Source organism: Ensifer sp. Root954 (assembly GCF_001429005.1).
GTDB lineage: Bacteria > Pseudomonadota > Alphaproteobacteria > Rhizobiales > Rhizobiaceae > Ensifer > Ensifer adhaerens.
In genome coordinates, this window is sequence record NZ_LMJM01000051.1 from 137,550 (window position 1) to 163,089 (window position 25,540).

Sequence of the window (25,540 nt, forward strand, 5' to 3'; positions counted from 1 at the left end):
GGGGCGGACGCGCCTTAGGCCGTTTCGAGGCTCTTTACTGCCGAGGTGACTGCGTCCTTCGCAGCGCGTGCAGCTCCCTTCATCGGCTTGCCGGCGACATAGGTCTCGGCCACGCATCGGTCGTCACCCATCGTCTGCAGGATGAAGAGTTCCTCGACAAGCGAACCGGCAACCCGCATGCGCAAGTCCATCGACGGCTTGGCGCGGCTATCAAGCACCACGATATCGGCATCCGCGCCGACATGCAGCGAGCCGATACGGTCGTCGAGATCGAGCGCCCGGGCGTTGCCGAGTGTCATGCGGTAGAAGGAGTTGAATGGCGTCAGCCGCTGGCCCTGCAGGTGCAGAACCTTGTAGGCCTCGTCCATCGTCTCCAGCATCGAGAAGCTGGTGCCGGCGCCGACATCGGTCGCGACCGACCAGCGGGCGCCGAGCTTGTCGAAGCGATCGCGATCGAAGAGACCCGAGCCGAGGAACAGGTTCGAGGTCGGGCAGAAATTGCCGACGGCACCGGTTTCGGCGAGTACTGAAATCTCGCGGTCGCTCAGATAGATGCAGTGGCCGAGCAAGGTCTTGCGCGTCAGCAGATCGTAGCGCGCGTAAATGTCGGTATAGTCCTTCGCTTCCGGATAGAGCGACGTGGCGAAGGCGATTTCGTCCCTGTTTTCAGAGAGATGCGTCTGGACGTAGCACTCCGGATGCTCGGCGACGAGCACGCGGCTCGCCTCCATCTGCTCCGGCGTCGAGGTGATGGCAAAGCGCGGACTGATGGCGTAGTGCGCGCGGCCACGGCCGTGCCACTTGGCAATCAGCGCCTTCGTCTCGTCATAGCCCTGCTGCGCCGTGTCGCGCAGCGCATCGGGCGCATTGCGGTCCATCATCACCTTGCCGCCAATCATCAGCATGCCGCGCGCTTCGGCGGCCCCGAAATAGGCGTCGACGCTCTCCGGATGCACTGAGCAATAGGCGGCCGCCGTCGTCGTGCCGTTCGCCAGCAGTTCGTCCAGGAAGCGGCCGGCGATGAAGTCGGCGTGCTCCGGTTTGCGGAACTTCTGCTCCTCGACGAAAATGTAGGTGTTCAGCCATTCGAGAAGCTGGGCGCCGTAGGAGGCGATCGCCTGCGTCTGCGGGAAATGCAGATGCGTATCGATCAGGCCTGGCAACACCAGATGAGGGCGATGGTCGGCGACCTTGACGCCGGCACCGGCACGACGGGCGACATCGGCGTGATCACCGATATCGGCGACCTTGCCGCCGCGCACGAGCACGGCGCCGTCTTCGAAGTAGCGATAGGAGGTGGTGTCGTCGATGCCCTTCGGTTCCTCGACGAAGGTCAGCACACGGCCGCGGATCAGCAGATCGGTCATTGGGTCTTTCCTCCATTCACGACGGATTCGTACCAGGCGACGAGCAGCTGCCGCTCCTCGTCCGATACGCCGGTGACATTGGCGGGCGGCATCGCGTGGCTGCGGCCGGCCTGCAGGTAGATTTCACGCGCGTGATTGGCGATCTCAGTGTCGGTCTCGAGCATCACGCCCTTCGGCGGGACGACGATGCCCTCCCAGCCCGGCTCCTTGGCATGGCACATGGAACAGCGGCCAAGCACCGTGTCGCGAACCTTCGGAAAGGCTTCCGCGGTGACGAACGGCTGTTGCGCGGCGGAAATCTTCGCCTCCTCGCCGCCGGCAAGAATCTTCGGCACGGTCGACAGCCACATGATGACGACGAAGAGCAGCGCAGTGACCAGCCAGGTCCAGGTCGGGTTGCCCTTGTTCGCGTGACGGGTGTTGAAATAGTGGCGGATGGTCACGCCCATCAGGAAGACCAGCGAGGCGATGATCCAGTTGTACTGGGTACCGAACGCCAGCGGATAGTGGTTCGACAGCATCAGGAAGAGAACCGGCAGCGTCAGGTAGTTGTTGTGGGTCGAGCGCTGCTTGGCGATCACGCCGTATTTGGCGTCGGGCGTGCGGCCAGCGATCAGGTCGCCGACGACCACCTTCTGGTTCGGAATGATGATGAAGAAGACGTTGGCCGACATGATCGTTGCGGTAAACGCACCGAGATGCAGGAAGGCTGCGCGGCCGGTGAAGAGCTGCGTGTAGCCCCAGGCCATGCCGACCAGAATGAAGTAGAGCAGCACCATCAGTCGGGTGTTGTCGCGACCGAAGGGCGACTTGCAGATCGTATCATAGGCGAGCCAGCCGAAGGCAATCGAGCCGAGCGAGATGGCGATCGCCACCGGCTTCGAGACGTCGAGCACGTTCGGGTCGATCAGGTAGAGGTCGGCGCCGGCGTAGTAGACCAGGCAGAGCATGCCGAAGCCGGAGAGCCAGGTGACGTAGGACTCCCATTTGAACCAGATCAGGTGCTCCGGCATGTTGGCCGGCGCAACCAGGTATTTCTGGATGTGGTAGAAGCCACCACCGTGCACCTGCCATTCTTCGCCATAGGCGCCGACCGGCAGGCCGGGATGTTTCTTCAGACCGAGGTCGAGGGCGACGAAGTAAAAGGACGAACCGATCCATGCAATGGCGGTGATGACGTGCAGCCATCTCACGGCAAAGGTCAGCCAATCCCAGGCGATGGCATAGTCGTACATGAAATTCTCCCATTTCTCCTCGGACCATTATGTGTCATTGCTGGAGGTCGCGGGAACGTCGCTGCTTCACCAACACTTTCAAAAAAATCTATAAAATAGCGACGGAATGGATAGGCTAGAGAGAGCCTGAAGGAGTGGGACGGAGGCATGTCTTATCTGGACAATGTGCGCGTCTTCGTACGCGTCGTAGAGCTTGGAACCCTGTCGGCAGCGGGTCGCGACCAGCGCGTGACGCCGGCGGTTGCAAGCAATAGAATCAAAGAGTTGGAACGCCATATGGGCGTTCGCCTGTTCAATCGGACGACGCGCAAGCTGACCCCGACGGAGCACGGTCGCGTCTTTTACGACGGCGCGGTGAAGATCCTCGAGGCTGTCAACGAAGCAGAAAATGCGATCGCCGATCTCTCGCGCAATCCGAAGGGCGCGCTGAAGATTACCGCTCCTTTGGGGATAGGTCGGCGGCTAATTGCATCGGGCATTCCGGAGTTTCACGACAAGTATCCCGACATCGAAGTGCGGCTTCGCCTGTCGGACCACAATGTCGATATCCTGTCGGAAGGCGTCGACGTCGCCTTCAAGCTCGGCATCCTCGAAGATTCGAACCTGCGCATGCGCGGCATCATGAATTGCGAGCGCGTTGTCTGCGGTGCGCCTGCCTATTTCGAGAAGCGGGGCATCCCTCAGACGCCCGACGCACTCATCGCCGACAAGCACGACTGTCTGCTGCTCAGGTATCCCGGTTCGAAAGAGTATTTCTGGACGCTCCAGACCATGGAAGGCGTGCGCAAGCTCGAAGTCACCGGACCCTATGATTCCGACGACGGCGACGTCCTGACGCAGTGGGCGCTCGACGGCCGCGGCATTATCAACAAGCCGCTGTTCGAGGTGAAGGCGCACATCAATTCCGGCGCACTCGTGCCGATCCTCGTCGACACGCCGCCGCTCAGCGTGCAGCTTGCGGCGATCTATCCGCACAAGCGGTTCCAGGACCCGAAGGTGCGACTGATGATCGATTACATGGCCGAGCGCTGTCAGCGCCTGATCAACGGAATGCTGGCCTGACCGTTCGTCTTCCGGCCGCTTCGGCCTGGACCAAGGAGCAAGACTGCACACCCTAGGCATCCTGCCGGCGGCTCCTATCGACGGAGAGCCGATTCTTTCGCCCGGTGCCGGGCGATCTCAACGTGGTTTGCAAAAGAAAGAAGGCGCGCCGATGCGGCGCGCCCTCAATATTTTTCAGAGATCAGCGTTTCACGTCGCTGTGCTTCGACTTGCCGGGAACTCCGTCACCGCCGCCGTTGCCGAAGCCGTTGTTGGCGTGCTTGGGCTTGCCGCCACCGCCGCCGTCACCGCCGGTGCCGCCACCGTCACCACCCGTACCGCCGCCATCGCCGCCGGTACCACCACCGTCGCCACCGGTGCCGCCGCCATCACCGCCCGTGCCACCACCGTCACCGCCCGTGCCGCCGCCATCGCCACCGGTGCCGCCGCCATCACCGCCCGTGCCACCACCGTCGCCACCGGTGCCGCCGCCATCGCCACCAGTGCCACCACCGTCACCGCCCGTGCCACCACCGTCACCACCGGTGCCGCCGCCATCACCGCCCGTGCCACCACCGTCACCACCGGTGCCACCGCCATCGCCGCCCGTGCCGCCATCACCACCGGTGCCGCCCGTGCCGCCATCGCCCCCCGTTCCACCGTCACCGCCGGTACCACCCGTACCGCCATCACCGCCCGTACCACCATCACCACCGGTGCCGCCCGTGCTGCCTTCACCACTGGTAGTACCCCCATCGGCGTGGGCAACGCCGATCATGAACGGCGCGCTATAGTGCGTCAGCACCGCGAATGCCGTGGACAAGAGCAGAGCACGCGTCAGTTTCTTCATAGTCGTCTCCCGATCTGATGCGTCCCCGTCTCTGTGCAATTGCGTAAAACGCGATTTGTCTGAAAAGCACTAAAGAAAATCCTGGACGCGTTACTTCCGCTAAGGTCGACCTCAGCGTCAACCTTATTTTAGAAACTACTGATGATAGACAGATCCGGAAGCAAAGGGTAAGCGACACATTTGTGGTATGGCTTACGGCGCACGGGTCATGCGACCGATCCATTCGGGTTAGGGATCACGCTGTCGCAGCTGGCGGACGGCCGAGGCCGCTAGGCTCTGGACCTCTCGATCCCCGGAAGGTTGCCGATCGCCTCGACCAGGAAGTCAACCAACAGACGAACACGGGCGATGCCAGAGCGTTCCGGCACGATCAGCAGGCTGAGCGGCACCGCAGGCAATGAATAGTCCGGAAGCAGCGGCACCAACAGGCCGGCCTCGATCAGATCGTCGACGAGCCATCGGTGGGCAGGCGCGATGCCCCGGCCGGCGACGAGGGCCTCACGTGCAGCAAGCCCATGATCGATGCGAAGGTGTCCACCGAAGGGCACGGACAGATGCCGTCCGTCTGTGGCTTCGAAGTTGAGCCTGTCACTGCCGGCAATGTTCGACATGCGGATCCCCTCATGCGCCGAGAGGTCGCTTGGGGCGCGCGGAAATCCGCGCGCGGCCAGGTAGGCCGGAGCAGCCACCAGAAGACGCCGGCTCTGCCCAAGCGGCCTAAGCTTCATGGAGCTGTCGCTAAGCGGCCCGAGCCGCAACGCGACGTCGATGCCTTCCCGCACGAGGTCGATGCGCTCGTCGGTCAGGCTCAGATCGACGCCGATGTCGGGATGCCTGTCCTGGAAAGCAAAGATCAGCCGGGTAACGTGCAGCACTCCGAATGCGGACGTGCAGGACACACGAATGGTACCGGCAGCAGCCCCACGCGCACCGCGCGCTTCGTCGCCGGCCTGTTCTACCAGTCGCAGGATCTGGACGCTATCGGCGTAGTAACGGCTGCCTTCGTCGGTCACCGTGACGCGACGGGTGGTGCGGCTAAGCAGCGGCACGCCGATCGCTTCCTCGAGTTCTCGCAGCTGCCGCGTCACTGTCGACTGGCCGATGCCGAGTTCACGTGCAACAGCCGAAAGACTGCCCCGCTCGGCGACGCGCACGAAGGTGCGCATGCGTTCAAGCGTAACATCAGATTTATCCATTTTTCGGAATGATCCTATGCATTTCGAATATCTACCGCATAGGGCTGCGGCGGTCTACCTAGAGTCTCAGTTGATGGCACCAAGGATATCGACCATGAAAGTTCTGCTTGTTTATGCCCACCCCGAACCGCGTTCACTGAACGGCGCGCTGCGCGATATCGCCGTCAAGGCGCTTGAGGCGGAAGGCCATGAGGTTCGTGTCACCGATCTCTATGCCGAGGGATGGAAGTCCGAGATCGGTCGTTCCGATTTTCCGGCCCTTGCCCCCGATGCCCGGTTCAAGCCGAGCCGCGCGTCGAAGGAGGCCTTTGCCACCGATACGCTGACCGCCGACGTCAAGACCGAGCAGGAAAAGCTGCTCTGGGCCGACGCGCTGATTCTGCAGTTTCCGCTGTGGTGGTATTCAATGCCGGCGATCCTGAAAGGCTGGGTCGATCGCGTCTATGCCTATGGTTTTGCCTATGGCGTCGGCGAGCACAGCGACAAATATTGGGGCAGGCGCTTCGGCGAGGGAACGCTGGCCGGCAAACGCGCCATGCTTGTCGTGACGACGGGCGGCTGGGAGGAGCACTATTCGCCGCGGGGCGTGAACGGGCCGATCGACGACCTGCTCTTCCCGATCAACCACGGGATCCTCTTCTATCCCGGTTACGACGTGCTCCCGCCGTTCGTCGCCTACCGCGTAGACAGCCTTGACGACGCTGGTTTTCAAGCCACGGCGGAACAACTGAAAGAAAGAATGCACACGCTCGCGACAACTGCGCCCATTCCCTATCGCCGGCAGAACGGCGGGGACTATGCGATCCCGACGCTTGAACTCCGACCGGAGGTCGGCGACCCGCGCATCAACGGCTTTGCGCTCCACCTCAACGGTGCGCACCGGGGCGAAACGGCGCTCCGCTGACGGGCGGATTTGCTAACGAGCAAGCTTGGCGGCAGCCGGCCGACGCGAGATGTCCACTTGCACCGGCTGGCGAAAATTGAGCGCAGCTGCCATGACTTCGGCGGCGGCAAGCGCAGCGATCACCGCTGGCCGCTTGTCCTTCACCGTCGTGCCGCCGATCGGGCAGACCAGCCGGTCGAAGAGGTCCGGTCGACCGATCTCGCGCGACAGCCAGTTCTTGAAAGTGGAGCGCTTCGTCTTCGACCCGATCATACCGACATAGGAGGCATCGTCGCGGCGAAGCGCTTCTGCCGCGATCAGGAAGTCGAGCGCGTGGTCGTGGGTGAGGATGACGAAGGCGCTGCCGGGGGGCGCGTCGCGCACCACTGCCTCCGGCATCGCCGTCAGGCAGGTCTCGATGCCGGGAATGTCGGCAACGGCCGAAAGCTCGTTCTCGCGGGTATCGACGAGAACGGTGCGCACCGGCACCAGGGAGAGCGCCATCGCCAGTGCATCGCCGACATGGCCCGCGCCGAAGACATAGACATGCGGCCGGCTGGCGATTTCCAGGTCGCTGCGTTCAATCAGCATGGCGGCTTTCTCCCGATCGATTCGTGTAAAGGCAAGCGCCACGCGCCCGCCGCAACACTGGCCGATCTCCGGTCCGAGCGGGATTGTCATCGCCTCCGGCGCGTCGCCGCGCTTCAGCGCCCGCCGGCCATGGTCGATCGCCATGTATTCGAGTTGCCCGCCGCCGATCGTGCCGAACAGGCTATCGGCGGCGACGAGCATCCAGGCGTCGGTATCGCGTGGCGTCGAACCGGCGGCACCGGTCACCTCCACAAGCACGCAGTCGCGCTCGCGTCGGAGAAAGTCCCTGATATCCTCGCGGCTCGCCACCATGACAATCAGCCCCTGTTACCCTTTCTGCCGTGCGGCCGCCCGCAGCCGCTCGATCGCCATCAGCACCCTTTCCGGCGTTGCCGGCGCATCGAGGCGCGGTGCTATACGATACTCCGCAACGCTCGCGGCCGCCATCGACAAGGCTTCCAGCACGGAGATGCCGAGCATGAAAGGCGGTTCGCCGACAGCCTTCGAGCGGCGAATCGTTTCTTCGCGGTTGACCGACCACTCGGCAAGCCGGGTGTTGAAGACGCGCGGGCGATCGGATGCCAGCGGGATCTTGTAGGTCGAGGGCGCGTGCGTGCGCAGCCGGCCCTTGGCATCCCACCAGAGCTCTTCCGTCGTCAGCCAGCCCATGCCCTGAACGAAGGCGCCTTCGACCTGACCAAGATCGAGCGCCGGGTTCAGCGAGCGGCCGACATCGTGCAGGATGTCGGTGCGGTCGACCTGATATTCACCGGTCAGCGTATCGACGCTGACCTCGGAGCACGAGGCGCCATAGGCGTAGTAGAAGAACGGCCGGCCCCGGCCTTCGGCGCGGTTCCAGTGGATCTTCGGCGTCTTGTAGAAACCGGCGGCCGAAAGCTGGATGCGGGCGCCATAGGCGATCTTGATGAACTCGTTGAAGCTCAAACGTTCCGCTCCGATCCGCACCACGTTCGGTTCGAAGGCGACATCGGCCTCGGCGACGTTCCAGCGCTCGGCAGCAAACTTGACCAGCCGTTCCTTGATCTGTTGGGCGGCATTGGCAGCGGCCATGCCGTTGAGATCGGAGCCGGAGGACGCCGCGGTTGCAGACGTGTTCGGCACCTTGCCGGTCGTCGTCGCCGTCACCTTGATCCGGTCGAGATCAACCTGGAACTCGTCGGCCACCACTTGGGCGACCTTGGTATAGAGCCCCTGCCCCATCTCGGTGCCGCCATGGTTCAGATGGATCGAACCATCCGTATAGACATGCACGAGCGCGCCGGCCTGGTTGTACTCGGTCTTGGTGAAGGAGATGCCGAACTTTACCGGCGTCAGCGCGATGCCGCGCTTCACCACATTGTTCTCGCGGTTAAACGCGATCACCGCTTCGCGACGCTTGGCATAATCCGCCGAGGTTTCCAGTTCCTCGATAATGCGGCCGATGATGTTGTCTTCCACGGTCTGGTGATAGGGCGTGAGGTTTCGTCCCTCGCCGCCGTAGAAGTTCAGCTTGCGGATTTCCAGCGGATCCTTGCCGACGGCATAGGCGATGTCCTCGATCATTCGTTCGCCACCGACCATCCCTTGAGGGCCGCCAAAACCGCGGAACGCGGTGTTGGAAACGGTGTTGGTCTTCAGCGGACGCGAACGCAGGCGCACGTTCGGATAGAAATAGCAGTTGTCGGCATGGAAGAGCGCGCGGTCGGTGACCGGACCCGAGAGATCAGCCGAGTAACCGCAGCGTGCCGAAAAGACAGCGTCCACCGCCTCGATGCGCCCCTCGTCGTCGAAGCCGAGCTTGTAGTCCACGTGGAAGTCGTGACGCTTGCCGGTGGCGCTCATGTCGTCGTCGCGGTCCGGCCGGACCTTGACCGGGCAGCGGTATTTCTTGGCCGCGACGGCCGCAACGGCGGCGAAAATGTTGGCCTGGGTTTCCTTGCCGCCGAAACCGCCGCCCATGCGGCGCACATTCACGGTGACCGCGTTCGACGGAACGCCAAGCACGGTCGCGACCATGTGCTGCGTCTCGGCCGGGTGCTGGGTCGAGGAATAGACGAGCACCTCGTCGTCCTCACCGGGAATGGCAAACGAGATCTGGCCTTCCAGATAGAAGTGGTCCTGGCCGCCGATGCGCATCTCGCCTTCGAGAATGTTCTTCGCCTTGGCAAAGCCGGCGTCGATGTCGCCACGCTCGAGCTTCAAGGGATCGATGACCAGCGGATAGTTGGCGGCAGCCGCTTCGAGCACGTCGGTCACATGCGGCAGATCGCGATACTCGATCTTGACCTTGGCGGCCGCGCGCCGCGCCGCTTCGCGCGACGTGGCGACAACCGCGAAGATCGGCTGGCCGTGGAACTCCACCTTGTCGGTGACGAAGATCGGTTCGTCGTGCTTGTGCGCCGGGCTGATGTCGTTTTCACCGGGAATGTCGGCGGCCGTCAGAACGCCGATCACGCCTTCGCTGGCGTTCACGGCCTCAAAGTCAATCGACAGGATGTCGGCGTGCGCCCGCTGCGAGAGGCCGAGATAGCCGTGCAGGGTGCCCTGGGGCTCAGGAATATCGTCGATATATTCGGCCGTTCCGGACACATGCTTGTGGCCGGACTCGTGCCGTTCGTTTTCGTGTACGCCGCCGCGGATGCGGTCGATGGGCTGCATCACGTTCATGGCTTCCTCCCTTAAACCGCGACAGCAATGGTGCGATCGAGACGGAGCTGGCCGCCACTCGACTGCGTTTCGAGATAGAAGCGGCGAAGCAGGTTCTTCGCCACCAGTTGGCGGTACTCCGCCGAGGCGCGCCAGTCCGTCAGCGGCGTGAAGTCCTGATCGAAGGCAGCGACAGCGCGCTCGATCGTCTCCTCGTTCCACTCGGCGCCTTTTAGCACCGCCTCCACATGAGCGGCTCGCTTCGGCGTAGCGGCCATGCCGCCGAAGGCGATGATGGCGTCGCTGACCCGACCTGCCTCGAAGGCGATGTTGAAGCCGCCGCAGACGGCGGTAATGTCCTCATCCAGACGCTTCGTCACCTTGTAGACGGCCACACGCGCCTTATCCGAAACGAATGGAATGCGCACGCTTTCCACGAACTCGCCCGGCTCGCGGTCCTGTTTGCCGTAGGCGATGAAGAAGTCCTCGAGCACCACCGTGCGGCGGCGATCGCCCTTGCGCAGCGTGATCGCGGCGCCAAGCGCAATCAGCGCCGGCGGGGTGTCGCCGATCGGCGAGCCGTTGGCAATGTTGCCGCCCACGGTGCCCATGTTGCGGACCTGCTGGCCGCCGATGCGATCCCAAAGCTCGGTCAGTTCAGGGAAGTGCGCGACGATAACGGGGTAGGCTTCGGCGTAGCTGACGCCGGCGCCGAGCGTCACGCCGTCGGCATCGACCGTGATGCGGCGCAGTTCTTCAAGATGGGTCAGGTGTATGACCGGTGAGATGTCGCGCATGAATTTGGTGACCCAGAGGCCGACATCGGTCGAACCGGCAACGATCGTCGCCTTCGGGTTGGCTTCGAGCACGGCGGCGAAATCATCGACCGAGCCCGGCAGGATGAAGCGCTCGGTCTCGGAGCCGATTTCCACGCGACGGCCATCCTGAAGTGCTGCCAGTTCGCCTGCGATCCGGTCGCGTTCGGCCACCAGCGGATCCTTGCCGATATCGCCGATCGTCGAGATCGCCTCGGCGGCGCGAATGATCGCGGCATAGCCGGTGCAGCGACAAAGATTGCCCTGCAGCGCCTTTTCGATTTCGGCGATCGACGGCTTCGAGTTCTCCATCCAGAGGCCATAGAGCGACATCACGAAGCCCGGCGTGCAGAAACCGCACTGCGAGGCATGCGTGTCGACCATTGCCTGCTGCACCGGATGCAACGGGCCAGCCGGCTGCGCCAAACTATCCACCGTCACGATATGACAGCCGTCGAGCGAGCCGACGAAACGGATGCAGGCATTGACGGATTCATACTTGAGCTTGCCGTCGAGCAGGCGGCCGATAAGCACGGTGCAGGCACCGCAGTCGCCCTCGGCGCAGCCTTCTTTCGTGCCCTTCAGATTGCGGTCGATGCGCAGAAAATCGAGCAGAGTCTGAACCGGCGAAACATCGGCAAGTTCGACGAGGCGGTGGTTCAGGATGAAGCGGATGGTGTTGCGGATTTGGATCGTCATTGCTCAGCTCCCGCGATAGGTGGAGTAGCCATAGGGCGAAAGCAGCAGCGGCACGTGATAGTGCGCGCCCTGGTTATCGATGCCGAAGCGGATTGGGATCACGTCGAGGAACGGGTTGTCACCGCGCTTGGCTGTGCCGCCGAGATAATCGCCCGCATGGAACTGCAGCTCGTAGGTACCGGTCTGCATGCGCTCGCCGCTCAAAAGCGGCTCGTCACAGCGGCCGTCGTCATTGGTCTTGACGGACTTGATATGCGTCTGGCGATCGCCATCGACCCGGTAGAGCTCGATGCGCAGCCCTTCGGCCGGTTTGCCGCTGGCCGTATCCAGCACGTGCGTCGTCAAACGGCCGGCGTTTCCACCCTGAGATTGCATAGTTTTCGCTCCTCCCGAAGTCAGCTTTCCACCTCGCAGTATTCCGGCATTCCCACCCGCTTGGTAGCGACCGGATCATTCGAGACTTTCAAATTTTTTGGGGGGAATGGCTCGAAACAAATGCCGCTAGAAATTGGATGCAGAGACGAAAATGTCTGGAGGAGCTGCTTAGATGAGATACCCCCGCGATCTTCACGGCCACGGCCCGAACTTCAAGATCACATGGCCCGACGGCGCGCGGATCGCCGTGCAATTCGTCATCAATTACGAGGAAGGCGGCGAGAACTGCGTGCTGCACGGCGACGCAGCCTCCGAGGCATTCCTGTCGGAAATCGTCGGTGCGCAGGCTTGGCAGGGCCAGCGCCACTGGAACATGGAATCGATCTACGAATATGGCGCACGCGCCGGCTTCTGGCGGCTGCATCGCATGTTCACCGAGCGCGGCGTGCCGGCGACCGTCTATGGCGTCGCAACCGCGCTGAAGCGCTCACCGGAACAGGTCGCCGCCATGCAGGACGCCGGCTGGGAAATCGCCTCGCACGGCCTGAAATGGATCGAACACAAGGACTTTTCGCCGGAGCGCGAGCGCCAGGAGATCGCCGAGGCGATCCGGCTGCACACCATCGTCACCGGCGAGCGCCCGCGCGGCTGGTATACGGGGCGCTGTTCCGACAACACGCTCGACCTCGTGACGGAAGCCGGCGGCTTCGACTACGTGTCGGACGCCTATGCCGACGACCTGCCCTATTGGCATGAGCATGCGGGGCGCCATCAGTTGGTCATCCCCTACACGCTCGACAGCAACGACATGCGTTTTGCTACGCCGCAGGGTTTCAACAGCGGCGACCAGTTCTTCAGCTACCTCAAGGACAGCTTCGACGTGCTCTACGCCGAAGGTACGGCCGGTGCGCCGAAGATGCTGAGCATCGGGCTGCACTGCCGCCTCGTCGGCCGGCCCGGCCGCGCCGCGGCACTCGCCCGCTTCCTCGATTATGTGCAGGGCCACGAGAAGGTGTGGCTCGCAAAACGCGTCGATATCGCCCGCCACTGGGCCGAAAACTACCCGTACAAGGCCTGGGACGATCGTCCGTCGCGGCTTGGCGAAGAGGCGTTCGTCGCCAGGTTCGGCGGCGTCTTCGAACATTCGAAGTGGATCGCGAAGCGCGCCTTCCAGGGCGAACTTTCGCCGGCCAACGACACCGCGATCGGCCTTGCCGCCGCCCTTTCCGCAGTCTTCCGCGAAGCTTCGGCCGAGGAGCGGCTTGCTGTGCTGATCGCCCACCCCGATCTCGCCGGCAAGCTGGCGCAGGCCAAGCGCCTGACCGAAAGCTCGACCAACGAGCAGGCCGGTGCCGGCCTCGATGCGCTGACCGATGCCGAGCGTGAACGCTTCACCACGCTCAACGCCGCCTATGTCGAGAAGTTCAAGTTCCCGTTCATCATGGCGGTCAAGGGCCGCAGCAAGGACGAGATCCTCGCCGCCTTCGAAAGCCGGATCGGCAACGATCGCGATACGGAGTTCGAGACCGCGTGCCGGCAGGTGGAGCGGATCGCCTATCTGCGCCTCAAGGACATGCTGCCGAGCTGAGGGTCTCGCGATGACGATCGACGGCGTGAACCCGCCCGAATTCGCGCTGAACGCGATCAACCTTGCCTCCGCCGGTCTCGGCGCGCGGCCGGTCTTTGCAACCGACGAGTTCTTCGCGCCGCTCGAACGCATGCTGCAGGACGCGCCGCCGGTCTATCATCCCGGTGTCTATGACGAGAACGGCAAGTGGATGGACGGCTGGGAGACGCGGCGACGCCGCGGCCCCGGCAACGACCACGCCATCGTGGCACTCGCGACGAACGGCCTCATCCGGGGCTTCGAGGTTGATACCGCTCATTTCACCGGCAACTACCCGAGCGCTTGCGCCATCGACGCCTGCCTGGCACCGGATGGCCCGGACGATCGGACGGTCTGGACGGAGCTGGTCTGCCCTCGGCCGCTTGGCCCGAGCGCGCTGCATCACTTCGAAGCGCGGTCGGATTCTGTCTGGAGCCATGTGCGCTTGCGCATCTATCCCGACGGCGGCGTCGCCCGCCTTCGGGTTTACGGCGCGCCTGCGCTAGACCGGGCAGCGATCGGCGACACGGTGGTCGATCTGGCCTCATCATTGCTCGGCGGGCGCATCATCGCCTATTCCAACGGACACTACGGCCACCAGCGGCTGCTTGCGCCCGGACGCGGCATCAACATGGGCGACGGTTGGGAGACCCGCCGGCGGCGCGAGCCCGGCAACGACTGGATCGTGGTGAAACTCGCCGCGCGCGGCGAGATCGACCGGATCGTGGTCGATACCGCCCACTTCAAGGGCAACTACCCGGACGCCTGTTCGCTGCAGGCGGCAGACCTTGGAGCGAACGCTTGCGAAGTGGCCGCATCCATTACGGCATCGTCGATGTTCTGGCGCGAGGTCCTGCCGCCGCAGAAACTCGCCGCCGACAGCATCCACACCTATGAAGCAAGCGCACTCGCGATCGCGGGTCCGGTAACCCACGTGCGCTTCAACATCTTCCCCGACGGCGGCGTCAGCCGGCTGCGTGTCTTCGGGCGTATTGCGAAAGCCGGCATCTAGATCGTTTCGCCGAGGAGGCGAAGCGATCAAACTTCCAGGCAACCCATCAACATTGGACGGAGGAGCGTCACATGAAGGAGATCGTCATACAGCCGTTGACCCGGGAGGCCTTTGCGCCTTTCGGCGACGTGATCGAAACGGAGAATGCCAACAACTTCCCCATCAACGGGGGCAATGCAACCCGCTACCACGACCTCGCCAAGATCGATACAACCGGCGAAAAGGCCCGGCCCATGATCAGCCTGGTGCGCGGCGTACCCTATCCGCTGCCGCTGAAACTCACCATGGTCGAGCGCCATCCGCTCGGCAGCCAGGCCTTCATCCCCTTGAGCGACAACCCGTTTCTGATCGTCGTCTCCCGGGAAACCGACGAAGGCCCGAGTGAACCGATCGCCTTCAAGACCACCCCGGGCCAGGGCGTCAACATCGCCCGCAATGTCTGGCACGGCATCCTGACGCCGCTCGATGACGTCTCGGATTTCGCGGTGGTCGATCGCGGCGGCGAAGGCGTCAATCTCGAGGAACATTTCTTCAAGGAGCCGTTCCTGATCGTGTGAATCAATGCATGACCCGGTCGTCCGGTCGGGTTATCGGTGCGCCAGGGCCTCGCTGGCCGCCGAAATCGACGAAGACTGCGACCTCAATAGCCGCCATCCCGCCGGAATTTTGTCGGCGTGTATCCGGTCACGCGGCGAAAATCGCGCGAGAAATGATAGGGATCCGGATAGCCGCAGACGGCGGCCACCGCCGAGACCTTGGCATCGGGTCCAACCAGCAGGCGTTTCGCCTGGTTGATCCGCTCGTGGCGCAGCCAGTCCATCGGCGTCGTTCCCACCATGTCGCGAAAGCGACGAAAGAGTTGCGACGGGCTCAGCCGCGCAAGCGCCGCAAGTTCGTCGATCGTCCAGGGCCTGGCGAGATCGCCGCGCATCACCGACAGCACCTGAAGCAAACGGTCTTCACCGGACCTGTCCTCGGCCGGTTCGGCTCCGATCAGCCGTGGCGCGATCATGTCCGCCATCAGCCCCGCGATCGCGGCGCTCGACAGGGCGTCCGTCGCCGGCGAGCGCTCTGCAAGAAATCCCCTCACACTTTCGAACGCCGCCTGTGCTCTCCGCAGGTCTCTCGGCACGAACAATGGCGACTGCTGCACGCCGAGAAACTGGTAGAGCGCATCAAGCCCGTGTCCCTCGATCCCCATCCAGAGATAACGCCAGCTTTCGCTGTCGGCAGCGCAGCTATGCGCATAGGCCTGAGAGGTATCTAGCCAGGCGACACTGCCGGTTTCGGCAGGGAAACGTTGACCGTGCACCTCGATCAACCCGCGTCCGCCTGTTGTGTAGACGAAGACGTGCTGGTGGAACCGTTTGCGGATCGGCGCCTCGTCAGGGCGCGCCGTCCGGCTTCCGGCCACCAGCGCCAGATAGGGAAACGCACCTGCGAATTTTGCCGGGGTGTGGAAATGGATCTCTTCGCTTTCGGTCAGCATGCCATTTTCTGGCATCCGACGCGAGTTTTGTCCATCATCTTGCGACAGGGCGCCATTCACAGAGCTACGGCAGTGACGTTATCATGCAGCTTTATGCACGGAGAATTGCCCATGACCGAAGCCGCGCCGAATGGCGATGCCGCGAATTTCACCTTCGCGCCGCTGTCCCCGGATTTTGCTCGCGATCCCTATCCGACCTATCGCGCGCTGCGCGAAAAAGAGGGGCTGCACTACTTTGCGGATTTCGACATCTGGCTTGCCTCGCGCTTCGAGGACGTCTCGGCGATCGTCATGGACAAGCGCATGGTGCGCTCGCTCGAAGACCTCGCAACCAAGGAAGAGCTCTCAAAACTGCAGCGCGCCGCCAATTGGCACGACATGCCGCACCACGAGCGCTTCGTGCAGTTCAGCTTGCTCGACAGCGATGGTGCCGTGCATGACCGCTTGCGCAAGCAGGTCTTCAAACTATTCACGCCTGCGATGATTGCGAAGCTCCGCGACCAGATCCAGGCCTATGTCGACCGGCTGATCGATAGCCTCGCCGATCGCGGCGAGATCGACTTTGTCGATGATCTGGCCGCCCATGTTCCCGGCCATATCATCGGCCGCCTGCTCGGCGTGCCGGACGAGGACTGTCCGCAGCTGCGGATCTGGTCGGAAAACATCGTGCAGTTCTTCGACGTCGACCGATCCGACGCGCGCAAGGAGCTCGCCGAGCGCAATACGACCGAGTTCTACGAATACCTGACGGCCTTGAAGGCCGAACGTGAGCGGGCGCCGAAGGATGACCTCATCTCGGTGCTGATCGAGGCGGAGCGCACCGGCGCCATGAACTTCGACGAATTCATCTCCACCTGCATGCTGATCCTGATGGCCGGCCACGGTTCCACGATCGATGTGCTTGGCAGCGGCATGCATTCACTCTTGCGCTTCCCCGAGCAGATGGCGCGGCTGCGGAGCGAACCCGGCCTGATCCAGACCGGCGTGCAGGAAATGTTCCGCTACGAGTCGCCGCTTCCGTTCTTCCACCGCCATTGCGTCGAGGACATCGAGATCTTCGGCCATCGCTTCGAGCGTGGCACCAAGTTCGGCCTGCTCTATGGCGCCGCCAACCGCGACCCCAAGCAGTTCGAGAATGCCGACACGTTCGACATCGGCCGGACGCCCAACCGTCATCTCGCCTTTGGCGGCGGCGTGCATTTCTGTCTCGGCAACCACCTCGCGCGCCTCGACATGGATATCATCTTCAGCACCCTGCTTCGCCGTTTCCCAACCATCGAACTCGTCGACCGGGAGCCGGAATACAAGCGCGGTCTTTCGGTCCGTGGACCCAAGCGGCTGACGATCGCCATCCGGCCGGCCTGATCCCATATCCTCGACATTAACATACGCTATCGGAGAATACCCATGCCCAAGATCGTCTTCATCGACGCGGACGGCACGACGAAAGAAATTCAGGCGGAGATCGGCCAATCGCTGATGTCAGCCGCCGTGCAGAACGGCATCGACGCCATTGCCGCCGAATGCGGCGGCTCCTGCGCCTGCGGCACCTGTCACTGTTACATCGACGGCGAATGGAGCGACCGCCTGCCGGCGCCCGAGTTCCAGGAACAGGACATGATCGAGTGCGTCGTCAATCCGAACGAGCGCAGCCGCCTGAGCTGTCAGATCACGGTGTCGGCCGAACTCGACGGCCTTGTGGTGCATCTGCCCGCCGGGCAATACTGAGCAAATCCAGGAAAAGTGCGAAGCGGCTTTCCGTTCGGATTTGCGCTCTTTAAGCCAGATCGAGGCAAAAAGGCCGAAGCAACATTTCGTTGCTCCGGCCAGCACTTACGGGGAAGTTCTGATCGGCCGAGGCGGCATGCCCCGGCCGATTTTCGTTATTCGGCGAAGAACGCGAAGCGCACGATGAAGAGCGCTGCCACGAGCTGGGTTGCCGGGTGGATGACGCTCCACTTACCGGTGAAGACCTTCAAGACGACATAGCTGACGAAGCCGAAGGCGAGGCCGTTGGCGATCGAGTAGGTGAAGGGCATGGCGAGTGCTGTAAGCGCTGCCGGAGCCGCTTCCGTCAGGTCGTCCCACTCGACTTCCGTCAGTTCGCGCATCATCAGGCCGGCAACGTAGAGCAGAGCCGGGGCCGTCGCATAGGACGGAACGGCAGCTGCCAGCGGCGAGAAGAACAGCGCGGCCAGGAAGAGCACGCAGACGGTGAGCGCGGTCAGACCCGTGCGGCCGCCGGCCTGGACGCCCGAGGCACTTTCGACATAGGCGGTCGTGCTGCTGGTACCGATCAGCGAGCCGGCGACGATCGCGGTGCTGTCGGCGAGAAGCGCGCGGCCCAGACGGTTCGGCTTGCCTTCTTCCACCAGTTTGGCGCGCTTGGCGACACCGATCAGCGTGCCGGTAGCGTCGAAGACTTCGACGAGCACGAAGACGAGGATGACATGCAGCAGGCCGCCGTGCAGGGCGCCCATGATGTCGAGCTGCAAGAAGGTCGGCGCGATGCTCGGCGGTGCCGAGACGATGCCCTTGAACTCGCTGACGCCGAGGATCATCGACAGGACGGTGACGACCAGGATGCCGATCAGGATCGAGCCGCGAACTTTTAGCGAGTCCAGAACGGCAATCACGAAGAAGCCGAGGATCGCGAGCAGCGGGCCAGTCTGCTTGAGGTCGCCGAGACCGACGAGCGTTGCCGGGTTGTCGACGACGATGCCGGCGTTCTTCAGGGCGATGATGCCAAGGAAGAGGCCGATACCGGTGGCGATCGCGCTTCGAAGCGAATGCGGAATGCCGGCGATCAGCCAGCTTCGGACCCCCGTCACGGTCAGGATCAGGAAGATCACGCCCGAGATGAAGACAGCACCCAGCGCCTGCTGCCAGGTGAAGCCAAGCGCCGCAACGACGGTGAAGGCGAAGAAGGCGTTGAGGCCCATGCCCGGCGCCATGCCGATTGGCCAGTTGGCGACGAGCGCCATGACCGCAGAGCCGAGTGCCGCGGCAATACAGGTTGCGACGAAGACGGCATCCCTATCCATGCCCGTGCTCGACAGGATGTCGGGGTTGACGAAGATGATGTAGGACATCGTCAGGAATGTCGTGATACCGGCGATCACCTCGGTGCGCGCCGTCGTCTGATGCTCTTTCAGCTTGAATAGTCGTTCAAACATCTTTCCTCCCTTGGCGGCGTCACCACGACGCAGCCGAACGACAGTGAGCGGGAAACCGTCTCCTCCAGTTCCCGACCAGTGCATTTCGAACGCCCGGACAGTCCGGAACGATCGCTTCGCTTTAGGCTTCGTGCCGGCTGGCGATCGTCCGCCCTCTTTCGGACGACGCGAATGCCTCTTGCACAGCCTTTGGATTGTGCGACTTCCGGACGCAGACCGCTAGCCGTCCATTCCCGGGATCGATGATGAAAGACTTTCAAATTTTTCGGAGAATTTGAGGGGCCGCTGGCCTACACTTGCGGGGGTATTTTCCACCGTTCGCGCGACTGGAAATGCCGTGAACAAATATCTTGAAGGCCTATTGACCTTCCAACGGTGGGAGACGCCATGTTTGTCTCACAACCGAACCAAGGAGACAAGCATGCAGAACTACAAGATCGACAACATGACCTGTGGCCACTGCGCCGGCGTCGTCCAGAAGGCGATCCTGAGCGTCGACCCGCAGGCAACGATCAAGGTCGATCTCGGCAATCGGGAAGTCAGCGTCGAGACCGCCGCAGCGGCAGGGCCGATCGCAGACGCCCTGAAGGCGGCCGGATACGAGAGCCGCGCGCTCTGAGCGCACGCTCCCCTCCGACACCTCCCGTCACGAAACGCCCCGGCTTTCCGGGGCGTTTTGTTGTCAGGGCAATGTTTCGGTCACCGTCAGCCGGCGACGGCTGCAGCCCCCTCCGGCTGGCGCCCGAGCATATCCGGATGCCGTGCCAGGTGCTCGAACAGGCGAGCGACCGCTTCGGCGCCGGGATCGATGTGCCCTTCGAGTTGCTTGGCATTGATGTAAGCGGCACGCCCTGCCCTTGCCCGCACCAGCGTCGCGGTCAGATTGGCGCCGTCGCGCGCCGCCTTGGAGGCCGCGCCGATGCTCGCGTCGAGCGCGTCCAGTGCCGGAGAAAGCGCGTCGACCATGGTGCGGTCGCCGATCTGCGCCCCGCCGATTTCCTGCATGCGCGCCAACCCGGCTTTCAGCGCTTCGCGGATCGAAAGCCCGCTCGAGGCGCCATCCCCGGCGGCGGCAAAGAAGATCGCCAGAAGCACGCCCGAAGAGCCGCCCATCGTCTGGCTCAACTCCTGCCCGATGGCGCGGAAGAGCTGCGTGTGGTCGGATAGCGGCAGGCGATCGAGGGCCTGAATGAGTGCCCGTGCGGCGCCGGCGAGCGTCGAGCCGGTGTCTCCGTCTCCGGACTTGGCATCGAGTGCATTCAGGTCCTTTTCCGCATCGATCAGCAGGTTGCAGCAGGCAAGCAGGAACTGCCGCGTCGCATCGTGCCGCGAAGGCAGAGGCGAAATCGGCGTCAGGCCATCAGGCAGGGCGCGTACATTCACCGGCCTGACGGCGGTCACGCCTGGCCAGGCCGGAAGCGCCACGGGCCGGGACAACAGCTCCAGCTCGGCCTTGTCAGCTGGGTAGACGGAGACGGAAAAGCCGCGCATGTCCAGCGACGTCATCATCGGCGCAGGTCCGACCAGATGCACGATCCGATCGGCGATCGCCGACTGGGCGAGTTCGTGCATGAGAATAGACATTTCCAGGATAGACGTTCCGCCGAGATTGTTGACGAGCACCACGTGCGGCTTGTCCTCCATCGCCGCCTGCAGACGCTCGACCATGGCGGCAACAGCGCTTCTCGCATCGGAATGCACAATCTGCTCGACGCCAGCTTCTCCATGGATGCCGAGGCCGAGTTCCGCATGGCCCTCGGGGATGCGATGTTCCTTCGGCGAGCCCGGAACGGTGCAGGTATCGAGCGACATGCCGATGGTGCTCGTGCCCGATATGACCTTGCGCGCCGCATTGGCGATCGTATCGAGGTCCGCCCCGCTTTCTGCGAGCGCTCCGGCGATCTTGTGGACGAACAGGGTACCGGCGACACCGCGTGCCTGCGGAAGGTCCGGCAGCGCGATGTCGTCATCGACGATGACCATGCTCACATTGAGGCCGTAGGCGCGGGCGCGTTCGGCCGCGAGGCCGAAGTTCAGCCGGTCACCGGTGTAGTTCTTGACGATCAGCAGGCAGCCGGCAGGTCCCGTCACCGCCAGGATACCGGCGAGGATCGCGTCCACGCTCGGCGATGCGAAGACGTCGCCGCAGACGGCGGCCGTCAGCATTCCCTTGCCGACGAAGCCGATATGCGCGGGCTCGTGTCCCGAGCCGCCACCGGAGACGAGCGCGACCTTGCCCTTGTCCCAGTCAGAGCGCAGGACGACGCGAATGTGCGGATATCCGTCGAGGCGGCTGAGCGCGCCGCCGGATGCGGCAAGAACCCCGTCGATCGCTTCAGTAACCGCATTTTCCTTGCGGTTGATAAACTGATTCATGTTCGCCTCCTAAGCGATGCGCATTCCGGCCGCGTCGAAGAAGAGCGGCTTGTCTGGCTGGATCTTGATGGTCTCGCCGCCGCGGAACCCGGTGTGGGGGTCCGTGACCGTCACGAGGTTGTGCTGCTTGAACGTGAGATGCAGGCGCGTCTGGTCGCCCAGATGTTCGACACGGGTCACGAGTGCATCTTCTCCGGCTCCCTGGACGATATTTTCGGGGCGAAGGCCGATCGACTGCGCCTTGTCCGGCGCGCCCGCAAAAAGCTTGGCAGGCAGGACGTTGATGCGCGGCTGGCCGAGGCGGGTCGCGGCGTAAACGCTGACCGGCGCTTCGTAGACCTCTCTTGGTGATCCGAACTGAACAAGCCTGCCCTCTTCGAGCACACCGATATGCGTTGCCATGGTCATCGCTTCGATCTGGTCGTGGGTGACGTAAAGAAGCGTCGCCCCGGACTTTGCCTGAATGTTCTTCAGTTCGACGCGCAGATCGGCTCGAAGCTTCGCGTCCAGCGAACTCAAGGGCTCGTCCATCAGGTATATCTGCGGGTTTCTGACAAGCGCACGCCCGATCGACACGCGCTGCATTTCGCCACCGGACAAGGCGGTCGCCTTGTTGTCGAGCTTGTGCGAAATCTGCAAGACCTCGGCGATGGCGTTCACCTTTTCGTCGATCGTCTTCTGCGGCGTTTTCAAGAGGGGGGATTTCAGCGGAAATTCCAGGTTCTGCCGGACGGACAGATGCGGATAGAGCGAATATTGCTGGAATACCATCGCCACGTTGCGCTGCGCCGGCGTCAGTCCTTGCACGGACATCCCGCCGATAAAGATCTCGCCGCTATTAGGCGTGTCGAGCCCCGAGACCATGCGCAACGTCGTCGTCTTTCCGGCGCCTGTCGGGCCCAGGAGAACCACGAACGACCCGTCCGGGATCGTCATCGAGACATCGTCCAGCGCTGTGTGGGTGCCGAATGTCTTCGTCACGTTTCTTAGGATGACTTCAGCCACGGCGCAGCACTCCCTCGTTGGCTTCGGAGACAAGAGCACGACCCGTCTCCGCATTGAAGAGCGTCAAGGTCCGCGCGTTGAAATCGAGACCGAGAAGCTCGTCGGTACGGGCTGCCTGACTGGAGGGCGTGCGCGCCTTAATCTCGCCGTTCGGCGTTTCGATCGTGACGATCTGTGTCGTGCCGAGATACTCGACGGCGATCACGCGGCCTCTGTAGCTGGAGTCGTCGACGAAACGGACATGCTCGGGACGCACACCGAGCGACAGCGTGCCGGCCCTGCCCTCACGCGACGCCGGCACCGCCACCTTTTTCCCACCGAGATCGATGCTGTCGCCGCCGACACCGATCATGCCCTCGAACTCCAGAAAGTTCATGGACGGGGAGCCGATGAACTTGGCGACGAACTTCGTCGCCGGCCAGTCGTAGATCTGCTGCGGCCGGCCGAATTGCTCGATGACGCCGTGGTTCATGACGACGATCTTGTCGCCCATCTGCATCGCTTCCAGCTGGTCATGGGTCACATAGACGGTGGTCGCGCCCATGCGATCGTGCAGCGCCCGCAGTTCCCCCGCCATGTGTTCGCGGAACTCCGCGTCGAGCGCGCCGAGCGGCTCGTCCATGAAGAAGGCCTTCGGGTTGCGGACAATCGCCCGGCCGAGCGCAACACGCTGGCGGTCACCGCCCGAGAGCCCGCCAACCGGCTTGTCGAGAATGCCTTCAATTCTGAGGATCCTTGCCACCTCGGCGACACGCGCGGCGACATCCGCCTTTTTCATCCCCTGGCTGACGAGCGGATAGGAGATGTTCTTGCGTACGTTCATGTGGGGATAGAGGGCGAACATCTGGAAGACGAAGGCGATATCGCGCTCCCTCGCCCGCTTCATGCCGACCTCTTCGCCGCCGATATAGATCTGGCCGCTCGTCGGCAGCTCCAGTCCCGCCATCATCCGAAGCGTCGTCGTCTTGCCGCATCCCGATGGGCCGAGCAGCATGAAGAACTCGCCGTCTTCCACCGTGAAGCTCGAAGACTGGACAGCCGTGAACGCTCCGAACTCCTTGCGCACATTTTCAATTCTGATCTGTGCCATGGGTCACTCCGGAAAATGGCTGACGATGATGAACATGACTGTTCCAAGCAGCGTCACGAGGAAGGAGAAGGAGTAGAGCGTGAGCGACACTGGCTGCATGAGCATGACCACGCCGAGCGCGATGAGCACCGATGCCACCATTTCCCATGCGCCACGGCGAAGGCGGAGCAACTGGTTGAGGAAAGCTGTCATTTTCTTACCGCTCCGAAGGTGATGCCGCGCAGCAGGTGTTTGCGAAGCAGGATCGTGAACACCATCACGGGGACGAGGAAGAGGGTCGCACCGGCCGCCACCGCCGGCCAGTCCTGCCCACCGACCCCGATGATCGTCGGGATGAAGGGCGGTGCGGTCTGCGCGGTGCCCGACGTGAGCAGCACGGCGAAGGCGTATTCGTTCCAGGCGAAGATCAGGCAGAAGATAGCCGTCGACGCGATGCCGGTCGCCGCCTGGGGCAGCACGACCTTGTAGAAAGCCTGGAAGCGAGTGTAGCCGTCGATCAGCGCTGCCTCTTCATACTCGATCGGGATCTCGTCGATGAAGCCCTTGAGCAGCCAGACCGAGAGCGACAGGTTGACTGCCGTATAGAGCAGGATCATGCCGGCATGGGTGTCGTTTAGCCCGAGCGAGCGGAACATCAGGAAGATCGGAATGGCGACCGCGATCGGCGGCATCATGCGCGTGGAAAGGATGAAGAACAGCAGGTCGTCCTTGAGCGGCACCTTGAAGCGCGAGAAGGCATAGGCCGCGGCCGTTCCGAGCACGATGCACAGCACCGTCGAGCCGAACCCGATGATGACGGAATTGTAGAAGCGCTCCGGGAACCGCGACGGGCCGGCGATGATCAGCCCATCCTTGCGAACGAGACGCTCGTACCAGGTCTTCGGTTCGCCCATTTCCTTCAGTTGTTCTTCCGAAACGCGGGTGCGCGTCGTGAAGAGGTTCACATAGCCTTCGAGCGTCGGCTCGAAGAAGGTCTTCGGCGGATAGGCGATCGCGTCAGAGGGCGATTTGAAACCCGTTCCGATGATCCAGAGCAACGGGAGAATGGTGATCACCGCATAAAGCACGACTAGGGCGCCTGCGAACCACTTCTGCCGTGCGGATGGCTCCGTTACAGAAAAGCTGCTCATCTCTGCTTCACCTTGTTGAGTGCTTTGACATAGATCGACGCAAGGCCGAAGACGGTCACGAAGAGGATGACGGCATAGGCGGACGCGTATCCGGTGCGCCATTTCTCGAAGGCTTCACGCTTCAGGTTGATCGACGTCAGCTCCGTGATCGAGCCCGGGCCACCGCCCGTCAGCTGCACGACCAGGTCGAACATCTTGAAGTTCTCGATGCCGCGGAAAAGGATGGCCAGCATCAGGAACGGCAGCACCATCGGGATGGTGATGGTCCAGAACTGGCGCCAGCTGCTGGCCCGGTCGCACTCCGCCGCCTCATAGATGCTGCTCGGAATGGAGCGCAGCCCGGCAAGGCAGATGAGCATGACGAACGGCGTCCACATCCAGGTGTCGACGATGATGATCGCCCAGGGCGCCAGCGACGTGTCGCCGATCATCGAGAAGCTGGACGGGTCTGCTCCGGTCAGGAACCCGATCGCGTAATTGAACAGGCCGATCTGTGGCTGGTAGAGAAAGGTCCAGAAGTTTCCGACGACGGCCGGGCTCAGCATCATCGGGAGCACGATGATGGTCGTCCACAGGTCGTTGCCGCGGAACTTCTTGTTGATGAGATAGGCGAGAGCAAAGCCGATCAGCACCTGCAGGACGATCGTCCAGATCAGGAAATGGGCCGTCGCCTGCATCGTCAGCCAGATGTCCTTGTCGGTCAGGATGTTGAGGTAGTTGCGCAGACCGACGAACTGAACAGGTTCGTTCGGGCGGTTTACGCGAAAATTGGTGAAGCTCAGCCGGACGGTCCAGATCAGCGGAAAGATGTTGATCGCAAGCAACAGCACAATGGACGGTGCGACGAAGATCCAGGCGATCGCGCGGTCCGACAACCCTCTGATGCGCCGTGCAAGCACGGGCGGCGTCGCGTGCGCAGCGCGATCGATCGAAGAATGGAGCATGGTATTCCCCTAAG

At 62.9% G+C, this 25,540-nt stretch carries 24 protein-coding genes; 8 read left to right on the plus strand and 16 right to left on the minus strand.

All coding sequences use genetic code 11. From position 1 onward, the window contains the following. Positions 1-14 precede the first annotated feature (14 nt). Entirely contained in the window at positions 15-1,367 is a 1,353-nt protein-coding gene (guaD, locus tag ASE71_RS29945; protein ID WP_060521693.1) for a guanine deaminase, read from the minus strand. Beyond that, on the minus strand, positions 1,364-2,602 hold the full coding sequence (locus tag ASE71_RS29950; protein ID WP_034799370.1) for a urate hydroxylase PuuD: 1,239 nt from the start codon (positions 2,600-2,602) through the stop codon (positions 1,364-1,366). Before ASE71_RS29950 ends, guaD begins: the two co-directional genes overlap by 4 nt. Before the next feature lie 147 nt (positions 2,603-2,749). Between ASE71_RS29950 and ASE71_RS29955 the strand changes: the two genes are divergently transcribed. Then, positions 2,750-3,664 (plus strand): LysR family transcriptional regulator, encoded by a 915-nt coding sequence (locus ASE71_RS29955; protein ID WP_034799367.1) that lies wholly within the window; start codon positions 2,750-2,752, stop codon positions 3,662-3,664. A 181-nt stretch (positions 3,665-3,845) separates the two neighbouring features. Here ASE71_RS29955 and ASE71_RS29960 read toward each other — a convergent pair whose 3' ends face one another. Together ASE71_RS29960 and ASE71_RS29965 are read right to left on the minus strand one after the other, a co-directional pair. Next, on the minus strand, positions 3,846-4,493 hold the full coding sequence (locus ASE71_RS29960; RefSeq protein WP_200949982.1) for a hypothetical protein: 648 nt from the start codon (positions 4,491-4,493) through the stop codon (positions 3,846-3,848). A 269-nt stretch (positions 4,494-4,762) separates the two neighbouring features. Beyond that, positions 4,763-5,689, minus strand: a complete 927-nt coding sequence (locus ASE71_RS29965; protein ID WP_060521696.1) for a LysR family transcriptional regulator — start codon at positions 5,687-5,689, stop codon at positions 4,763-4,765. 94 nt (positions 5,690-5,783) lie between these two features. Here ASE71_RS29965 and ASE71_RS29970 point away from each other — a divergent pair, with 94 nt between their 5' ends. Then, the gene (locus ASE71_RS29970; RefSeq protein WP_060521697.1) at positions 5,784-6,593 is read left to right on the plus strand and encodes an NAD(P)H-dependent oxidoreductase; all 810 of its coding nucleotides are present in this window, start codon (positions 5,784-5,786) and stop codon (positions 6,591-6,593) included. 12 nt (positions 6,594-6,605) lie between these two features. Here ASE71_RS29970 and xdhC read toward each other — a convergent pair whose 3' ends face one another. From xdhC to uraH, 4 genes are read right to left on the minus strand one after another with little or no spacing between them, the layout of a single operon-like run. After that, on the minus strand, positions 6,606-7,472 hold the full coding sequence (xdhC, locus tag ASE71_RS29975) for a xanthine dehydrogenase accessory protein XdhC (RefSeq protein WP_060521827.1): 867 nt from the start codon (positions 7,470-7,472) through the stop codon (positions 6,606-6,608). Between the two features lie 18 nt (positions 7,473-7,490). Further along, the gene (xdhB, locus tag ASE71_RS29980) at positions 7,491-9,830 is read right to left on the minus strand and encodes a xanthine dehydrogenase molybdopterin binding subunit (RefSeq protein ID WP_060521699.1); all 2,340 of its coding nucleotides are present in this window, start codon (positions 9,828-9,830) and stop codon (positions 7,491-7,493) included. Positions 9,831-9,841: 11 nt separating this feature from the next. After that, on the minus strand, positions 9,842-11,323 hold the full coding sequence (xdhA, locus tag ASE71_RS29985) for a xanthine dehydrogenase small subunit (protein WP_034799360.1): 1,482 nt from the start codon (positions 11,321-11,323) through the stop codon (positions 9,842-9,844). Positions 11,324-11,326: 3 nt separating this feature from the next. Further along, positions 11,327-11,698: a hydroxyisourate hydrolase gene (gene uraH, locus ASE71_RS29990; RefSeq protein WP_060521700.1), complete on the minus strand. Its 372-nt coding sequence runs from the start codon at positions 11,696-11,698 to the stop codon at positions 11,327-11,329. A gap of 172 nt (positions 11,699-11,870) precedes the next feature. Here uraH and puuE point away from each other — a divergent pair, with 172 nt between their 5' ends. The 3 genes from puuE to ASE71_RS30005 all read left to right on the plus strand — a co-directional run bounded on the left by puuE (position 11,871) and on the right by ASE71_RS30005 (position 14,873). After that, a complete protein-coding gene (gene puuE, locus ASE71_RS29995) occupies positions 11,871-13,286 on the plus strand; it encodes an allantoinase PuuE (RefSeq protein WP_060521702.1) in 1,416 nt (471 codons plus the stop codon). A 10-nt stretch (positions 13,287-13,296) separates the two neighbouring features. Further along, a complete protein-coding gene (gene alc, locus ASE71_RS30000; protein WP_060521704.1) occupies positions 13,297-14,316 on the plus strand; it encodes an allantoicase in 1,020 nt (339 codons plus the stop codon). Between the two features lie 71 nt (positions 14,317-14,387). After that, positions 14,388-14,873 (plus strand): ureidoglycolate lyase, encoded by a 486-nt coding sequence (locus tag ASE71_RS30005; RefSeq protein ID WP_034799348.1) that lies wholly within the window; start codon positions 14,388-14,390, stop codon positions 14,871-14,873. An 83-nt stretch (positions 14,874-14,956) separates the two neighbouring features. Here the strand turns inward: ASE71_RS30005 and ASE71_RS30010 are convergent, their stop codons facing one another. Next, on the minus strand, positions 14,957-15,805 hold the full coding sequence (locus tag ASE71_RS30010; RefSeq protein ID WP_060539366.1) for a helix-turn-helix transcriptional regulator: 849 nt from the start codon (positions 15,803-15,805) through the stop codon (positions 14,957-14,959). A gap of 111 nt (positions 15,806-15,916) precedes the next feature. Here ASE71_RS30010 and ASE71_RS30015 point away from each other — a divergent pair, with 111 nt between their 5' ends. Both ASE71_RS30015 and ASE71_RS30020 read left to right on the plus strand, forming a co-directional pair. Next, positions 15,917-17,170 (plus strand): cytochrome P450, encoded by a 1,254-nt coding sequence (locus ASE71_RS30015; RefSeq protein WP_113293792.1) that lies wholly within the window; start codon positions 15,917-15,919, stop codon positions 17,168-17,170. A gap of 42 nt (positions 17,171-17,212) precedes the next feature. Next, positions 17,213-17,533: a 2Fe-2S iron-sulfur cluster-binding protein gene (locus tag ASE71_RS30020; RefSeq protein ID WP_043613820.1), complete on the plus strand. Its 321-nt coding sequence runs from the start codon at positions 17,213-17,215 to the stop codon at positions 17,531-17,533. Between the two features lie 155 nt (positions 17,534-17,688). On the opposite strand, the gene ASE71_RS30025 is transcribed toward ASE71_RS30020, so the two are convergent. Next, positions 17,689-18,981 carry an NCS2 family permease gene (locus ASE71_RS30025; RefSeq protein ID WP_034799339.1) on the minus strand — a complete coding sequence of 431 codons (1,293 nt, stop codon included), beginning with the start codon at positions 18,979-18,981 and terminating at the stop codon, positions 17,689-17,691. Between the two features lie 421 nt (positions 18,982-19,402). On the opposite strand from ASE71_RS30025, the gene ASE71_RS30030 reads away from it, so the two are divergent. Further along, positions 19,403-19,600 (plus strand): heavy-metal-associated domain-containing protein, encoded by a 198-nt coding sequence (locus ASE71_RS30030; protein ID WP_034799336.1) that lies wholly within the window; start codon positions 19,403-19,405, stop codon positions 19,598-19,600. Positions 19,601-19,686: 86 nt separating this feature from the next. Here ASE71_RS30030 and ASE71_RS30035 read toward each other — a convergent pair whose 3' ends face one another. Genes ASE71_RS30035 through ASE71_RS30060 form a run of 6 tightly spaced genes read right to left on the minus strand, consistent with a single transcriptional unit; the run spans position 19,687 to position 25,526 of the window. Beyond that, positions 19,687-21,357, minus strand: a complete 1,671-nt coding sequence (locus tag ASE71_RS30035) for a dihydroxyacetone kinase subunit DhaK (RefSeq protein WP_060521708.1) — start codon at positions 21,355-21,357, stop codon at positions 19,687-19,689. Positions 21,358-21,366: 9 nt separating this feature from the next. Next, positions 21,367-22,362, minus strand: a complete 996-nt coding sequence (locus tag ASE71_RS30040; protein ID WP_034799319.1) for an ABC transporter ATP-binding protein — start codon at positions 22,360-22,362, stop codon at positions 21,367-21,369. After that, positions 22,355-23,452, minus strand: coding sequence for an ABC transporter ATP-binding protein (locus ASE71_RS30045; protein ID WP_034799317.1), 1,098 nt, complete (start codon positions 23,450-23,452; stop codon positions 22,355-22,357). Before ASE71_RS30045 ends, ASE71_RS30040 begins: the two co-directional genes overlap by 8 nt. A 3-nt stretch (positions 23,453-23,455) precedes the next feature. Next, complete coding sequence (locus tag ASE71_RS30050) at positions 23,456-23,644, minus strand: hypothetical protein (protein ID WP_034799314.1); 189 nt, start codon at positions 23,642-23,644, stop codon at positions 23,456-23,458. Then, a complete protein-coding gene (locus tag ASE71_RS30055; RefSeq protein WP_043613810.1) occupies positions 23,641-24,582 on the minus strand; it encodes a carbohydrate ABC transporter permease in 942 nt (313 codons plus the stop codon). The genes ASE71_RS30050 and ASE71_RS30055 overlap by 4 nt, the downstream gene beginning before the upstream one ends. Continuing rightward, on the minus strand, positions 24,579-25,526 hold the full coding sequence (locus tag ASE71_RS30060; protein ID WP_043613808.1) for a carbohydrate ABC transporter permease: 948 nt from the start codon (positions 25,524-25,526) through the stop codon (positions 24,579-24,581). Before ASE71_RS30060 ends, ASE71_RS30055 begins: the two co-directional genes overlap by 4 nt. Positions 25,527-25,540 lie beyond the last annotated feature (14 nt).

What these genes read in the sequence shown, in the direction of transcription:
- ASE71_RS30010 (WP_060539366.1), bottom strand. Translation starts at nt 15,805, where the DNA reads ATGCTGACCGAAAGCGAAGAGATCCATTTCCACACCCCGGCAAAATTC.
- guaD (WP_060521693.1), bottom strand. Translation starts at nt 1,367, where the DNA reads ATGACCGATCTGCTGATCCGCGGCCGTGTGCTGACCTTCGTCGAGGAA.
- ASE71_RS29970 (WP_060521697.1), top strand. Translation starts at nt 5,784, where the DNA reads ATGAAAGTTCTGCTTGTTTATGCCCACCCCGAACCGCGTTCACTGAAC.
- ASE71_RS30030 (WP_034799336.1), top strand. Translation starts at nt 19,403, where the DNA reads ATGCAGAACTACAAGATCGACAACATGACCTGTGGCCACTGCGCCGGC.
- puuE (WP_060521702.1), top strand. Translation starts at nt 11,871, where the DNA reads ATGAGATACCCCCGCGATCTTCACGGCCACGGCCCGAACTTCAAGATC.
- ASE71_RS29950 (WP_034799370.1), bottom strand. Translation starts at nt 2,602, where the DNA reads ATGTACGACTATGCCATCGCCTGGGATTGGCTGACCTTTGCCGTGAGA.
- ASE71_RS30045 (WP_034799317.1), bottom strand. Translation starts at nt 23,452, where the DNA reads ATGGCACAGATCAGAATTGAAAATGTGCGCAAGGAGTTCGGAGCGTTC.
- ASE71_RS29955 (WP_034799367.1), top strand. Translation starts at nt 2,750, where the DNA reads ATGTCTTATCTGGACAATGTGCGCGTCTTCGTACGCGTCGTAGAGCTT.
- ASE71_RS30050 (WP_034799314.1), bottom strand. Translation starts at nt 23,644, where the DNA reads ATGACAGCTTTCCTCAACCAGTTGCTCCGCCTTCGCCGTGGCGCATGG.
- ASE71_RS30060 (WP_043613808.1), bottom strand. Translation starts at nt 25,526, where the DNA reads ATGCTCCATTCTTCGATCGATCGCGCTGCGCACGCGACGCCGCCCGTG.
- ASE71_RS30055 (WP_043613810.1), bottom strand. Translation starts at nt 24,582, where the DNA reads ATGAGCAGCTTTTCTGTAACGGAGCCATCCGCACGGCAGAAGTGGTTC.
- xdhB (WP_060521699.1), bottom strand. Translation starts at nt 9,830, where the DNA reads ATGAACGTGATGCAGCCCATCGACCGCATCCGCGGCGGCGTACACGAA.
- ASE71_RS30020 (WP_043613820.1), top strand. Translation starts at nt 17,213, where the DNA reads ATGCCCAAGATCGTCTTCATCGACGCGGACGGCACGACGAAAGAAATT.
- ASE71_RS29965 (WP_060521696.1), bottom strand. Translation starts at nt 5,689, where the DNA reads ATGGATAAATCTGATGTTACGCTTGAACGCATGCGCACCTTCGTGCGC.
- ASE71_RS30015 (WP_113293792.1), top strand. Translation starts at nt 15,917, where the DNA reads ATGACCGAAGCCGCGCCGAATGGCGATGCCGCGAATTTCACCTTCGCG.
- ASE71_RS30035 (WP_060521708.1), bottom strand. Translation starts at nt 21,357, where the DNA reads ATGAATCAGTTTATCAACCGCAAGGAAAATGCGGTTACTGAAGCGATC.
- ASE71_RS30005 (WP_034799348.1), top strand. Translation starts at nt 14,388, where the DNA reads ATGAAGGAGATCGTCATACAGCCGTTGACCCGGGAGGCCTTTGCGCCT.
- xdhA (WP_034799360.1), bottom strand. Translation starts at nt 11,323, where the DNA reads ATGACGATCCAAATCCGCAACACCATCCGCTTCATCCTGAACCACCGC.
- ASE71_RS30025 (WP_034799339.1), bottom strand. Translation starts at nt 18,981, where the DNA reads ATGTTTGAACGACTATTCAAGCTGAAAGAGCATCAGACGACGGCGCGC.
- ASE71_RS29960 (WP_200949982.1), bottom strand. Translation starts at nt 4,493, where the DNA reads ATGAAGAAACTGACGCGTGCTCTGCTCTTGTCCACGGCATTCGCGGTG.
- alc (WP_060521704.1), top strand. Translation starts at nt 13,297, where the DNA reads ATGACGATCGACGGCGTGAACCCGCCCGAATTCGCGCTGAACGCGATC.
- uraH (WP_060521700.1), bottom strand. Translation starts at nt 11,698, where the DNA reads ATGCAATCTCAGGGTGGAAACGCCGGCCGTTTGACGACGCACGTGCTG.